This window comes from Leisingera sp. UBA4491, assembly GCF_002388965.1.
In the GTDB taxonomy this organism is placed as follows: Bacteria; Pseudomonadota; Alphaproteobacteria; order Rhodobacterales; family Rhodobacteraceae; genus Leisingera; species Leisingera aquaemixtae.
Genome location: NZ_DGNN01000024.1, coordinates 48,449 through 62,091, shown reverse-complemented (window position 1 = coordinate 62,091; position 13,643 = coordinate 48,449). Strand labels below are relative to the sequence as shown.

Sequence of the window (13,643 nt, the reverse complement as noted above, 5' to 3'; positions counted from 1 at the left end):
GAGGTATCTTGGGGTGTGCGACTCAGCTGCCGCGGTAGGTGGAATAGCCGTAAGGCGACAGCAAGAGCGGCACGTGGTAGTGGCTGTCTGCCTCGCTCATGCCGAAACGCAGCGGCACCTCGTCCAGGAACAGCGGGTCCGCCCCAGCCTGGCCGGTGGCGCGCAGATAGCCGCCTGCGTGGAACACCAGCTCATAGGTGCCGGTGGCGAATTCGCCTGCGGGCAGGATCTGTTCGTCAGTGCGCCCGTCGTCATTGGTGGTCAGGCTGCGCAGATGGATGCGCTCATCGCCTTCGATCCGGTACAGGTCGATCTTCAGCCCTTCCGCCGGGCAGCCGCGGGCGGTGTCCAGCACATGGGTGGTCAGAAATCCGGCCATGACAGCCTCCTTTCAATTCCGTTTCCCTAGGTATGCTTGGTTCAGCCCGCCCCATACAGCGGGAAGAGTCAAAAAGTTCTTTCAAAAATATACTGAAAGCCGAAGCAGATTATCTGTTCTATACATAATAAAAAGACAGGAGACCTGACATGACGCGCTATCCTCGTGACCTGCGCGGATACGGTGCTGCCGCACCCGACCCGCAGTGGCCCAATGGGGCCAAAGCCGCCGTGCAATTTGTTCTGAACTATGAAGAAGGCGGCGAGAACTGCATCCTGCATGGGGATGCGGCCTCGGAAGCTTTCTTGTCCGACATTCCCGGTGCAGCGCAATGGCCCGGGAAGCGCCATTGGAACATGGAGTCGATCTATGAATACGGGAGCCGCGCCGGCTTCTGGCGGCTGCACCGGCTGTTCACCGGCGCGGGCATCCCGCTGACCATCTATGGCGTGGCGACCGCGCTGGCCCGCAGCCCTGAACAGGTGCAGGCGATGAAGGACGCGGGTTGGGAGATCGCCAGCCACGGCCTGAAGTGGGTCGAGCATAAGGACATGGCCGAGGAGGAGGAGCGCGCCGCAATCGCCGAAGCCGTGCGCCTGCATACCGAGGTCACAGGCACCCGCCCGCGCGGCTGGTACACAGGCCGTTGCAGCGCCAATACGGTGCAGCTAGTGGCCGAAGAAGGCGGGTTCGATTACATCTCTGACACTTACGACGACGACCTGCCCTATTGGCTGGAAACCGGCGGGCGCGAACAGCTGATCATCCCCTACACGCTGGAAGCCAACGACATGCGGTTCGCCAATTCGCCGGGCTGGATCACGGGCGAGCATTTCTTCCAGTATCTGAAGGATGCCTTCGACGTGATCTATGCCGAGGGCGAGGCAGGTGCTGCGAAGATGATGACCATCGGCCTGCACTGCCGTCTGGTCGGGCGTCCGGGCAAGATCGCCGGCCTCAAGCGCTTCATCGATTACATCCAGGGATTCGAGGGCGTCTGGTGCCCGCGCCGGATCGACATTGCCGAGCATTGGGCCGAAACCCATCCGCCGGTGAAGCGCGAGCGCCCCAGCCAAATGGACCGCGAGGCGTTTGTCGCCAAGTTCGGCTCGATCTTCGAGCATTCGCCGTGGATCGCCGACCGTGCCTTTGATCTGGAGCTGGGCCCGGCGCATGACTGCGCTGCGGGCGTCCACAATGCACTGTGCCGGATCTTCCGAACCGCCAGCGAGGATGAGCGTCTGGGCGTTCTGACCGCGCACCCGGATCTGGCGGGCAAACTGGCCGCTGCGGGGCGGCTGACCGCCGAGAGCACCTCAGAACAGTCCAGTGCCGGCCTTGATATGCTGACCGATGAGGAGCGCGAGACCTTCACTCGGCTCAATACCGAGTACGTGGAGAAGCACGGCTTCCCCTTCATCGTTGCGGTGCGCGACCATAACAAGGCGTCAATCATGGAGGCGTTCCACCGCCGCATCCACAATGACCGGGCGACCGAGTTCGATGAGGCCTGCCGCCAGGTTGAGCGCATTGCCCAGTTCCGCCTGCAGGACATGCTGCCGTGAGCGGCCGGCTGACAGCGAAGCCGCTGACCGCAGCGGCTTTTGCGCCCTATGGCGACGTGATCGAGGTTGCGGGCGCTCCGGACAAGATGATCAATCAGGGCATGTGCGGCCGTCATCACGACCGCGCGGTCGTGGATTTCGGCCCGGACGGCCGGGCCGGCATCAGCCTGTTTGACGCCAAGGCCCGCCACCTGCCGCATAAGGTGGACATGGTGGAGCGCCACCCCGAGGGCAGCCAGGCCTTTGTGCCAGTGAGCGGCGTGCCGATGCTGGTGGTGGTGGCGGATGACGACGGCGGTGTGCCGGTCAACCTGCAGGCCTTCATCAGCCAGCCGGGCCAGTCCGTCAACCTGCACCGCGGCATCTGGCACGGGGTGCTCGCGCCCCTCGGCGCGCCCGGCCAATACATCGTTGTCGACCGGATCGGCACCTCACCCAACCTCGAAGAACACTGGTTCAAGGAGCCTTTTACCGTGGTCGCGGACTGACCACAGCCCGAAGCCGCCAACAAAAACAAGAAGCGGCAAGATCCCCATGACCGACAGGAGATACCTTTCATGGCTGACACTTCCATCGGGACGCCGGCGCAGCTGCGCGACCCCAATTACACGCCTCCCCTGCATAAGGCGGTGCCGCTCGGCATCCAGCATGTGCTGGCGATGTTCGTCTCAAACGTGACGCCCGCCATCATCGTGGCCGGGGCCGCCGGTTTCGGTTTCGGCTCCAACTCGCCCGATTTTCCGGAACTGCTCTATCTCATTCAGATGTCGATGCTGTTTGCCGGCGTCGCCACCCTGCTGCAGACCATCACCCTGGGTCCGGTTGGAGCCGCGCTGCCGATTGTGCAGGGCACCTCCTTTGCCTTTCTGCCGATCATGATCCCGCTGGTTGCGGGCAAGGGCGTGGACGGGCTGGCTGCGCTGTTCACCGGCGTCATTATTGGCGGTATCTTCCACGGGCTGCTGGGCACGGTGATCGGCAGGATCCGCTTTGCCCTGCCGCCGCTGGTGACGGGCTTGGTGGTGACGATGATCGGCCTCGCGCTGGTCAAGGTGGGCATCCAGTATGCCGCAGGCGGTGTGCCCGCCATCGGCACGCCGGAATACGGCTCTCTCCTCAACTGGTCGGCGGCGCTGGTGGTGATCTTTGTGACTCTGGGCCTCAAGTTCTTCACCCGGGGGATGCTGTCGGTCTCTGCCGTGCTGCTCGGTCTGATCGCGGGCTACATCTACGCGCTGATGACCGGCATGCTGACGCTCGAGGCGGTCTCCGGCTCCTGGTCGCAAGCCGCGGGTTTTGCCCTGCCGCAGCCGTTCAAATACGGGGTAGAGTTTTCTGCCGCGGCCATCATCGGTTTCTGCCTGATGAGCTTTGTCTCTGCGGTGGAGACCGTCGGCGATGTCTCTGGCGTGACCAAGGGCGGCGCGGGCCGTGAGGCCACCGAGGAGGAGATCGCCGGCGCGACCTATGCCGATGGTATCGGCACCGCCATGGCGGGCTTCTTCGGTGCCTTCCCCAACACGTCGTTTTCCCAGAACGTCGGCCTGATCGCCATGACCGGGGTAATGAGCCGCCACGTTGTGACCTGCGGTGCCATCTTCCTGATTGTCTGCGGACTGGTGCCCAAGGTGGGCGCGGTGATCCGCACCGTGCCGATCGAGGTGCTGGGCGGCGGCGTCATAGTGATGTTCGGCATGGTGGTTGCGGCCGGTGTTTCGATGCTGTCGGACGTGGACTGGAACCGCCGCAATATGGTGATCTTTGCGATCTCCCTGTCCATCGGCCTGGGCCTGCAGCTGGAGCCCGGCGCGCTGCAGCACATGCCCGATACCGCGCGCATCCTGCTGACCAGCGGTCTGCTGCCAGCCGCGCTGATTGCCATCGTGCTGAACCTGGTGCTGCCGCAGGAACTGGCGGGAGAAGCGACCGAGGAAGTTTCTGGCGGGCTGAGCGGCCACGGACGCGGGTCGCTGCCGCATGAGGATCAAGCTTGAGGCAACCGCCTGTAGCTAAATCAACGGCCGGCCCGCAAAGGGCCGGCTTTTTTGCTCTCAGCCGGCCAGCCCGTGCAAGACCGCCAGCCCCGGAAGCCAGCCGGTGAAGATCCCGCACAGCAGCGTTGCCGCGGCAGTCAGCCGCGGGCTGCCGCGCCGGAGCGCGAGGTTCAGGAAGAAGAGGAACCACAGCCCGGACCAGGCCGCCCAGCAGGCGGCCAGCCAGACATCGAACAGACCATCCCCCTGCGCCAGCACCCGCAGCACCATGGGCGCGGCGGTCAGCGCCACAAAGCCGCTGAACCAGCCCAGCCCCGCGCCGCTGGACGCAAAGATGCGGTTATAAGCCACCCAGAGGTAGGTGGTGCCGAACAAGAGCGTCATGCCTGCATCCAGCAGGTCCGCCGGCTGCCGCGCGGCCAGCGCGATCAGCAGCACCACGGCAAAGAACACCAGCGCCGCAACGGCGTTGATCAGGATGATCTCGCGGTCCTCGATCCGGCCCATCTGCCAGACGCCGTTCAGGCACAGCACCACGCCGACCACCAGCAGGCTCAATCCCAGAAACATTTTTCCAGTCCCTCAATGGAAAACAGGAGAGAGGTACACCTCTCTCCTGCCGCTCCGCTATGCGGATATTCGCAGAATGTGTTTCTGGCTGTGCTTAGAAATCGACCTCAATGGCGATGCCCTTTTCCACCGCCACCTCAACCACAGAGGCCGCGACGGCCAGATCCTGCAGGCCGACGCCGGTGCCGTCGAACAGGGTGATCTGATCGTCCGAGGTCCGGCCCGGGTTGGTGCCGTTGATTACTGCGCCAAGCTGGGCGACGTCGGCCTCCTGGATCAGGCCCTGGGCCACCGCGTGCTGCGCCTCACCGATGGAGATAGATTGCGCCACCTCGTCGGTGAACACGTCCGCCTTGACCAGCAGCTGCGGGTCGACTTCCTGCTTGCCCTTGGTGTCGGTGCCCATGCAGGCGATGTGGGTGCCGGGGCTGACCTGGTCCGCCTTCAGGATCGCGTCGAAGGACGAGGTGATCGAGATGATCACATCCGCCTCGCGCAGGCCGTCCAGTTCCACCGCTTCAAACGGCAGCCCCGCCTCCTCGGCCACCTCTTGCAGGTTCGGCAGCATTTCCGGGTGGAAGTTCCAGCCGATGACCTTCTCGAAATTGCGTTGCTCCAGCGCCGCGCGCAGCTGGAACTTGGCCTGGTGGCCTGCGCCGATCATGCCGATCACCTTGGCGTCCTGGCGGGCCAGATGCTTGATCGATACCGAGGAGGCCGCGGCGGTGCGCAGCGCGGTCAGGAGGTTGCCGCCCACCATCGCCTTCACCTTGCCGGTGTCCGGGTCAAACAGGAAAACGGTGGACTGGTGGTTGATCAGCCCGCGCTTTTCCAGGTTGTTCGGCCAGTAGCCGCCGGCCTTAAGTCCAAGTGTAAGACCAGCCCGGTCAAAGCCGCCCTTGAAGCCGTAGAGCGCATCCTCATGGCCGATCGCCTCGCGCACCACGGGGAAGTTGTAGGCATCCCCCGACGCCATGGCGGCAAAAACCTTCTCGACCGCATCGAACGAGGCTTCGCGGGTCACCAGGTCCGCAACCGCCTTTTCCGGAACGATATACATGTCTGTTTCTCCTCAACAAAAAAGCCGGCGGAGGGCGGCATGCGCACCTCCGCCAGTTTGGGGATGGATCGGTTAGTAGGCTTTGCCGCGGGCCGAGACGGGCCAAACGGTTTCGACCTTGCCGTTGCGCACGCCGACGTACCAGTCATGCACGTTGGCGGTCGGGTCGCAGTGGCCCGGCACCAGGCGCAGCTTGTCGCCCACTTTCAGCGCGCCGTCAGGGTCCGAGACCACGCCGTGCTCGTCCGAGCACTTGATGTATTCCACGTCATCGCGGCCAAAGACGAAGGGCAGGCCGCTGTCGACCGACTGCGCCTTGAGGCCTGCGTCCACGATGGCCTTGTCGGCCTTGGCGTGGCTCATCACCTGGGTTAGCAGGAAGAAGGCGTTTTCCCACTCGCCCTGGTCGATCCGGTTGCCGTCCTTGTCGAGGATGCGGCCGTAATCCGCATCCATGAAGGCATAGGAGCCGCACTGCAGCTCGTTGTACACGCCGGAGTTCGATTCAAAGTAGTAGGAGCCGGTGCCGCCGCCGGAAACCAGCTCGCACGCGATGCCTTCGGCCTTCAGGCCCTCAACCGCATCTGCAACCTGGGCGATGGCAATGTCCAGCTTGGCCTTGCGGTCCTCGTAGCTGTCCATGTGCTGCATCGCGCCCTGATAGGCCTGGATGCCGGAGAACTTAAGGTTTTCTGCCGCGTTCACCGCCTTAGCAATCTCGACAACCGCCTCAGTCGTGGTCACGCCGCAGCGGCCGGCGCCGCAGTCGATCTCAACGAAGACTTCCAGCTCAGTGCCGTGCTTTTGCGCCGCTGCCGACAAGTCGGCCACGTTGTCCAGGTCGTCAACGCAGACGATGGTGCGCGCGCCCAGCTTGGGCAGACGGGCCAGACGGTCGATTTTCTGCAGGTCGCGGACCTGGTTGGAGACCAGGATGTCCTTGATGCCGCCGCGGGCAAAGACCTCAGCCTCGGAGACCTTCTGGCAGCAAACGCCAACCGCGCCGCCCAGTTCTTCCTGCAGCTTGGCCACATCCACCGACTTGTGCATCTTGCCGTGCACCCGGTGGCGCATGCCATGCGCCTTGGCATAGTCGCCCATCTTCTTGATGTTGCGCTCCAGCGCGTCCAGGTCGAGGACCAGCGCCGGGGTTTGGATGTCAGCCTCGTCCATGCCCGGGACCGCCGGGACGTCATAGCCGACTTCGAGCTGATCAAAATTTGTCTGTGCGTTCATGGTTCTATTCCCCAGTTTAGCTGTTCATCCAAGGCAGTTTGTCGAGGTCGACATTGCCGCCGGTGACGATCAGGCCCACGCGTTTGCCCGCGAAGGCGTCCTTGTTTTTCAGAATGGTGGCGAGCGGCACCGCCGAGGACGGCTCCATCACGATGCGCAGGTGCTTCCAGATCAGTTTCATCGCGTCGATGATTTCCGCATCAGACGCCGTGTAGATCTCGCTGACGTGGTTGCTGACGAAGTGCCAGGTCAGCTCCTTGAGCGGCACCAGCAGCCCGTCGGCAATGGTCTTGGGCGCATCATCGGCGATGATGTAGCCCGCCTTGAAGCTGCGGTAGGCGTCATCGGCCTGTTCCGGCTCTGCCGCGATCACCTGGATTTCCGGTGCCAGCGTCGACAGCGTCAGGCAGGTGCCAGAGATCATGCCGCCGCCGCCGATCGGGGCCACAACCATGTCGAGGCCATCGGTCTGCTCCACGAATTCCTTTGCGCAGGTGCCCTGCCCCGCGACGACCCGGTGGTCATTGTAGGGATGCACGAAATCGCCGCCGGTTTCCGCCTGCACCTTGGCAAAGGTCTCCTCGCGCGAACTGGTCGAGGGCTCGCATTCGGTGATCCGCCCGCCATAGCGGCGCACGGTGTCCTTCTTGGCCTGCGGCGCGGTGCGCGGCATGACCACGTTGCAGGGAATGCCGCGCAGCATGGCTGCGTAGGACAGGCAGGAGGCATGGTTGCCCGAGGAATGGGTGGCGACGCCCTTGGCGGCCTGCGCCTCGTCCAGCCCGAACACTGCGTTGGTGGCGCCGCGCACCTTGAAGGCGCCCGGCTCCTGGAAGTTCTCGCACTTGAAGAACAGCTCCGCCCCAGTCAGTTCGTTCAGATAATCCGAGGTGCGGACCGGTGTGCGGCGGATATGGGGCCGGATGCGCTCATGCGCAGCCAGCATGTCCTCATAGGTCGGGATATACATCGCGTTATCCTTCATCAGGCGGCGGCCTTGGCGCTACTGGCGCTGTTGCCGCGGTAGTAGTCCTGAGCCGCCGCCACGCCGGAGCCCAGTTTGATGTTCAGGCCCAGGTCGGCCATGACCATTTCGGCGGTCGCAATGCCGGACAGCGTCATCACGTCAGTCAGGCTGCCCAGGTGGCCGATGCGGAACACCTTGCCCGCGACCTCACCCAGGCCGGTGCCAAAGGCGACGCCGTATTTCTCGGCCGCCAGGCTCACGAACGTGTTGGCGTCGAAGCCTTCGGGCGTGCGGATTGCGCTGACGCTGTCGGAGTAGACCTCCGGCGACACCGCGCACAGCTCCAGCCCCCAGGCGCGGACCGCGGCGCGGACGCCCTCGGCAATCCGGTGGTGGCGGGCAAAGACGTTCTCCAGCCCTTCATCCAGCAGCATACCACAGGCCATGTTCAAACCGTTCAGCAACCCGACAGAGGGGGTGTAGGGATAGGCGCTGTTGGCATAGCCCTTGGCCATGTCCTTGATGTCAAAGAAGGTGCGCGGCAGGGTCGCGGTCTCCGCCGCCTTCATCGCCTTGGGCGAGAAGCCGGTGATGGCCAGGCCCGGCGGCAGCATGAACCCCTTTTGCGAGCCGGTGACGGCAATATCGACGCCCCATTCGTCCATCCGGAAGTCCATCGAGGCGATCGAGGACACGCCGTCCACAAACAAGAGCGCCGGGTGGCCTGCCGCATCCAGCGCGCGGCGGACAGCAGCGATGTCGGACTTGACGCCCGTCGCAGTCTCGTTGTGGGTCGCCAGAACCGCCTTGATCTGGTGGGCTGTGTCGGCGGTCAGGATTTCCTCGTAGCGGTCCGCAGGCAGGCCTTCCCCCCAGGGTGTTTCGACAATCTGAACGTCCAGCCCGTGGCGCTGGCACATGTCAATCCAGCGGTGGCTGAACATGCCGTTGCGCGCGGCCAGGATCTTGTCGCCTGCGGTCAGCGTGTTGGTGATTGCGGTCTCCCAGCCGCCGGTGCCGGTCGACGGAAAGACAAAGATCTCTGCGGTTTCGCTTTTCAGAACCTTCTTCACCCCAGCCAGTGCCGGGTGCAGGATCTGGCCGAACAGCGGCGAGCGGTGGTCCAGCGTCGGCATGTCCACCGCCTTGCGCAGCGCTTCGGGCATATTGGTCGGACCGGGGATGAAAACCGGATTTTGAAAGCTCATGTCGTGCCCTCCTGTGGCGATTTCCTTCACTCTAAGGGGGCGGCGCGCGCGGGTAAATTTTTTTGAAAAAAGATTTCATAAATGGAAGAAGCGCTGAAAAAGCACCGTTTTACAAAGGGTTTGAGTTTTTCATTGTACAGAAGTGATTTTCAGATGTATCAATAAGCTGCTGTTTGAATTGCCTTCGGAGGCCTGAAAATGCCGCAAGCACCGCGCCGCAAGGGCCGCCCAAAGAACTTTGATTCCGCCAGCAACCCGCCCACGATCCAATCGCTCGACCGCGCGCTGGACGTGCTGGATGCGCTGGCCGGCGCCAGCGGCATGACGCTGACGGAACTCTCCACCGCGCTGGATCAGTCGGCGGCCACTATGTACCGGGTGCTGGCCACGCTGGAGGCGCGCCAGATCGTCGAGATGGAGCCGCAGTCGCAGACCTGGCACATCGGCGCCATGGCCTTCCGCCTCGGCTCTGCCTTTCTGCGCCGCTCCAGCGTGATCGAGCGGGCGCGGCCGGTGATGCGGGAGCTGATGGAGGCAACCGGCGAAACCTCGAACCTCGGTATCGAACGCGGCGGCGACGTGATGTTTGTGAGCCAGGTGGAAACCTACGAGTCGATCCGCGCCTTCTTTCCGCCCGGCACCACTTCACCGATGCACGCGTCGGGTATCGGCAAGGCGCTGCTCAGCTGTTTCGGGGAGGACCAGCTGGCCCGCTTCCTGCGCGGGAGCGCGCTGCAGGAATTCACGGAGAAAACCCTGACCTCGGCAGACGCCTTGCGCGAAGATCTGGCGCAGATCCGCCGCCGCGGCTGGTCCTTCGACGACGAGGAGAAGGCGCCGGGCATGCGCTGTGTGGCAGCGCCGGTGTTCGGAATGCAGGGTGAGGTGCTGGCCGGGATCTCTGTCTCCGGGCCCACGTCCAGGATGCCGGACGCGCGCATCAGCGAAATCGGCGCCCTGGTCAGGGGCGCCGCAGAAAAACTGTCCTATGGGCTGGGCGCGCCGGCGGCGGATCAGGCCGCGCCCGGCTGACCAGCCGGGCAGCGCCCGGGCACATTTTCGGGCCGGGCGCTCCCCCCGCCGTCAGCGCAGCGGCGCCAGCGGCATATGCCGGTTCACGTCCTTGTACAGCAGATAGCGGAACTTGCCCGGGCCGCCGGCATAGCAGGCCTGCGGGCAAAAGGCGCGCAGCCACATGTAATCGCCCGCCTCGACCTCGACCCAGTCCTGGTTCAGCCGGTAGACTGCCTTGCCTTCCAGCACATAGAGGCCATGCTCCATCACATGCGTTTCGGCAAAGGGGATTACCGCGCCGGGTTCGAAGGTGACGATGGTCACATGCATGTCATGGCGCAGGTCGTTCGGGTCGACAAAACGGCTCGTCGCCCATTTGCCCTCGGTCCCCGGCATCGGCGTCGGATCGACGCGGTTTTCGTTGGTGACAAAGGCTTCGGGCGCGTCCAGGCCTGCAACCGCCTGATACGCCTTGCGGATCCAGTGGAAGCGCACCGGCGCGCCGGAGTTGTTCCGCAGGCTCCAGCTGGCCTGCGGCGGCAGAAAAGCATAACCGCCCTCCTCCAACTCATGCGCGGTGCCGTCGATGGTCAGCGTCATGGCGCCCTGCACCACAAACAGAACCGCCTCGGTGCCGGGTTCGGTTTCCGGCTGGTCACTGCCGCCGCCGGGCTGCACCTCGGCGATATACTGGGAAAACGTCTCGGCAAAGCCCGACAGGGGCCGCGACAGCACCCAGAAGCGGGCCTTGTCCCAGAACGGCAAGAGGCTCGCCACGATATCGCTCATCGTGCCCTTGGGGATCACCGCATAGGCTTCGGTGAACATCGCCCGGTCGGTCAGCAATTGGGTCTGTGGCGGCAGCCCGCCTTCCGGGGCGTAATAGGATCGTTTGGTCATGGGCTGCCTTTCCTCTTGAACTGCTGCCCCTATTGATACCCGCGCTCCGCCCGCAACCGAACTTATTTCCGTATCAAGATTACCTGAAGGATTGTTGCGGAATTTTTGAAAGCAGGCGGGGACGCCTAGCCGCCGCTGCCGATATCCTCCGGCGCGATCGAGACGGTTTTGACCACTGCAAAGCAATTTGCCCCCGGTTCCAGCCCCAGCGCCTGCGCCGAGCGCCGGGTGACCCGGGCCAGCACCCGCCCGGCCGGCGTCCGCAGCGAGACCATGGCGCCCGGGCCGCCGCCGGTGCGGACATTCTCAACCGTGCCCGGAAGGATGTTGAGCGCTGACAGGCCTTCGGGGCGCTGTCGCGACAGGATCACCTCATGCGCCGAGATCCGCACCCGCACCTGGCTGCCTGGAGCCCTGGTAATTTGCGGCAGGAACAGCGGCACGCCGCCCGCCTCCAGCTCCGTCAGCCCGTCCTCGTGGTGGCGGGTCACTCGTGCTTCCAGCAGGGCGCCGGCGGCGCGCACGCCCGCGGGCAGGACCGCCGGATCGCCCAGCACCTCAGCCGCGCTGCCTTGGCGCTGCACCTTGCCGTCCTGCAGTACCACAACCGTGGTCGCCAGCCGGGCCACTTCAGCGGCGGAATGGCTGACATAGAGCATCGGGATGCCGATCTCGTCCCTGAGCCGCTCGAAATAGGGCAGGATCTCCGCCTTGCGCGCTTCATCCAGCGCCGACAGCGGCTCATCCGCCAGGATCATCCGCGGCGCCGACAGCAGGGCCCGGCCAATCGCCACCCGCTGTTTCTCCCCGCCTGACAGCCGCCCGGGCCGCCGCTGGAGCAGGGAACCGATGCCCAGCAGCTCCACCACCCGGTCCAGGCTCTCCCGCTTGGCGCTGCGTGGCGCAAACCATTGCCCGAACAGCAGGTTCTGCCGCACGGTCAGATGCGGAAACAGCCGCCCCTCCTGAAATACATAGCCCATGCGGCGCTTGTGCGGCGGCAGCCAATGCCGCTGCGAGGTGTCAAACAGCACCTCTCCATTCAGCGTCACCCGCCCCTGATCGGGCCGCAGCAGGCCGGCAACCGCCTGGATCACCGTGGTCTTGCCGGTGCCGGACCGCCCGAACAGCACGGTGACGCCGGGCGGCGCCTCGAACTGCACATCCAGCCCGAACCCCGGCAGCGCATGTTGCAGCGAGACCGTCAGCATCAGCGCCCCCCGGTCCGCTCAGCCGCGCGGCGTGCCAGTAGTTCGGAGAACAGCAGCGCGCTGAGGGCGATGGCGATTGACACCAGCGTCAGCCGCAATGCTGCCGCCTCCCCGCCCGGCACCTGCAGAAACGTGTAGATCGCCGAGGGCAGCGTCTGCGTCTGCCCCGGGATGCTTGAGACAAAGGTAATGGTCGCGCCGAATTCCCCCATCGCCTTGGCAAAGCCCAGCACGGTGCCGGCAATCAGCCCCGGCAGGATCATCGGCAGGGTGACGGTGGCAAAGCACAGCACCCGCGAAGCGCCCAGGGTTGCGGCGGCCTGTTCCAGCTTCGGATCCACAGCCTCCACCGACAGCCGGATCGCCCGCACCATCAGCGGAAAGGCCATGATGGCCGCGGCCAGTGCCGCGCCGGTCCAGCGGAAGGCAAAGACTATGCCGATTTGCTGCAGCGCACCGCCGACCGGCCCCTTGGTGCCGAACACCGTCAGCAAAAGGTAGCCGGTCACCACCGGCGGCAGGATCAGCGGCAGGTGCACCAGGCTGTTGACGATCTGCTTGCCGGGAAACCGCCAGCGCGCCAGCGCATAGGCCACAAAGACAGCCAGCGGCAGCGCCGCCAGCGTCGCCCAAAGAGAGACCCGCAGCGACAGCATCACCGCCTGCCATTCCTGCGGCCCCAGCCATGCCGTCTCAGCGCTCACTCCGCCAGCACCCCGAAACCGTGGCGCAGGAAGATGTCCCGCGCTTCGGGGCTGCGCAGATACTCCAGAAAAACCTTGGCTTCTGCGGCGTTACCGCCTGCGACGGCAGCCGCCGGATAGACGATCCGCGGGTGGCTTGCCTCCGGAAACACCGCGATCACCGAGACCTTGCTGTCCGCGCGGGCATCGGTCGCGTAGACCACGCCCATTGGCGCCTCGCCCGAGGCCACCAGCGCCAGCGCTGCGCGCACATTGGCGGCCTGCGCCACCTTGGGCGCGACGGCGGTCCACTGCCCCAATGCCATAAGGGCGGCCTTGCCGTAGATGCCCGCAGGCACCGCATCGGTCAGCGCCATGGCCAGCCGGCCCTCGCCCAGCAGCCCGCCCAGATCCGCGGCTGACAGGTCCAGCGGTGCGGCGCCGTTCCCGTGCGCGATCAGCACCAGGCGGTTGGTCAGCAAGTCCAGGCGCGAGGCCGGATCCACAAGCCCCTCCTGCTGCAAAACATCCATCCAGCCGGAATTGGCGGAGAGGAACACATCCGCCGGCGCGCCCAGCTGGATCTGCCGCGCCAGCGCCGGGGAGCCGGCATAGGAAATGGTGACTGTCCGCGCGGTTGCAGACTGATAGGCGGCGGCGGCCTCATCCAGCGCTGTTTTGGTGCTGGCGGCGGCGAAGACCGTGATCTGCGCCTGCGCCATCGCTGCCATGCCGCATATCAGCAGGACAGCCGCTGCCAGGACCCGCCGTAGGCCCGGCAAGATCTGAGACAGCGAAAATGAGGCCCGGTTTCTTCTCATAGCCCCTAAGGAACTACCGCTGCCGGCCAGCGCGG

Annotated in this window: 14 protein-coding genes; 4 read left to right on the top strand and 10 right to left on the bottom strand. The window is 64.9% G+C overall.

Translation table 11 applies throughout. The annotated features are described in order from the left end of the window. Positions 1-22: 22 nt before the first annotated feature. Entirely contained in the window at positions 23-379 is a 357-nt protein-coding gene (gene uraH, locus B2P87_RS12890; RefSeq protein WP_141892228.1) for a hydroxyisourate hydrolase, read from the bottom strand. Positions 380-528: 149 nt separating this feature from the next. On the opposite strand from uraH, the gene puuE reads away from it, so the two are divergent. The 3 genes from puuE (at position 529) to B2P87_RS12875 (ending at position 3,938) form a co-directional block, all read left to right on the top strand. Then, positions 529-1,944, top strand: coding sequence for an allantoinase PuuE (gene puuE / locus B2P87_RS12885; protein WP_141892229.1), 1,416 nt, complete (start codon positions 529-531; stop codon positions 1,942-1,944). Continuing rightward, entirely contained in the window at positions 1,941-2,432 is a 492-nt protein-coding gene (locus B2P87_RS12880) for an ureidoglycolate lyase (RefSeq protein ID WP_141892230.1), read from the top strand. Before puuE ends, B2P87_RS12880 begins: the two co-directional genes overlap by 4 nt. Positions 2,433-2,501: 69 nt before the next feature. Further along, positions 2,502-3,938 (top strand): uracil-xanthine permease family protein, encoded by a 1,437-nt coding sequence (locus tag B2P87_RS12875; RefSeq protein ID WP_141892231.1) that lies wholly within the window; start codon positions 2,502-2,504, stop codon positions 3,936-3,938. 57 nt (positions 3,939-3,995) lie between these two features. Here the strand turns inward: B2P87_RS12875 and B2P87_RS12870 are convergent, their stop codons facing one another. From B2P87_RS12870 to bhcA, 5 genes are all read right to left on the bottom strand, one after another. Further along, a complete protein-coding gene (locus B2P87_RS12870; protein WP_141892232.1) occupies positions 3,996-4,508 on the bottom strand; it encodes an AmiS/UreI family transporter in 513 nt (170 codons plus the stop codon). A gap of 94 nt (positions 4,509-4,602) precedes the next feature. Then, complete coding sequence (bhcD, locus tag B2P87_RS12865) at positions 4,603-5,568, bottom strand: iminosuccinate reductase BhcD (RefSeq protein WP_141892233.1); 966 nt, start codon at positions 5,566-5,568, stop codon at positions 4,603-4,605. Between the two features lie 72 nt (positions 5,569-5,640). Beyond that, on the bottom strand, positions 5,641-6,804 hold the full coding sequence (bhcC, locus tag B2P87_RS12860) for a 3-hydroxy-D-aspartate aldolase BhcC (protein WP_141892234.1): 1,164 nt from the start codon (positions 6,802-6,804) through the stop codon (positions 5,641-5,643). A 16-nt stretch (positions 6,805-6,820) separates the two neighbouring features. Further along, positions 6,821-7,789: a beta-hydroxyaspartate dehydratase BhcB gene (gene bhcB, locus B2P87_RS12855; protein ID WP_141892235.1), complete on the bottom strand. Its 969-nt coding sequence runs from the start codon at positions 7,787-7,789 to the stop codon at positions 6,821-6,823. After that, a complete protein-coding gene (gene bhcA, locus B2P87_RS12850; RefSeq protein WP_141892236.1) occupies positions 7,789-8,979 on the bottom strand; it encodes an L-aspartate--glyoxylate aminotransferase BhcA in 1,191 nt (396 codons plus the stop codon). The genes bhcB and bhcA overlap by 1 nt, the downstream gene beginning before the upstream one ends. A gap of 198 nt (positions 8,980-9,177) precedes the next feature. Between bhcA and bhcR the strand changes: the two genes are divergently transcribed. Then, a complete protein-coding gene (gene bhcR, locus B2P87_RS12845; protein ID WP_141892237.1) occupies positions 9,178-10,011 on the top strand; it encodes an HTH-type transcriptional regulator BhcR in 834 nt (277 codons plus the stop codon). A 51-nt stretch (positions 10,012-10,062) separates the two neighbouring features. Here the strand turns inward: bhcR and B2P87_RS12840 are convergent, their stop codons facing one another. From B2P87_RS12840 to modA, 4 genes are all read right to left on the bottom strand, one after another. Then, the gene (locus B2P87_RS12840) at positions 10,063-10,893 is read right to left on the bottom strand and encodes a bifunctional allantoicase/(S)-ureidoglycine aminohydrolase (RefSeq protein ID WP_058284652.1); all 831 of its coding nucleotides are present in this window, start codon (positions 10,891-10,893) and stop codon (positions 10,063-10,065) included. A gap of 125 nt (positions 10,894-11,018) precedes the next feature. Beyond that, positions 11,019-12,104 carry a molybdenum ABC transporter ATP-binding protein gene (gene modC / locus B2P87_RS12835; protein WP_141892238.1) on the bottom strand — a complete coding sequence of 362 codons (1,086 nt, stop codon included), beginning with the start codon at positions 12,102-12,104 and terminating at the stop codon, positions 11,019-11,021. Continuing rightward, positions 12,104-12,808, bottom strand: a complete 705-nt coding sequence (gene modB / locus B2P87_RS12830; protein ID WP_141892239.1) for a molybdate ABC transporter permease subunit — start codon at positions 12,806-12,808, stop codon at positions 12,104-12,106. The genes modC and modB overlap by 1 nt, the downstream gene beginning before the upstream one ends. Beyond that, a complete protein-coding gene (modA, locus tag B2P87_RS12825) occupies positions 12,805-13,518 on the bottom strand; it encodes a molybdate ABC transporter substrate-binding protein (protein ID WP_141892240.1) in 714 nt (237 codons plus the stop codon). Before modA ends, modB begins: the two co-directional genes overlap by 4 nt. Between the last annotated feature and the right edge of the window lie 125 nt (positions 13,519-13,643).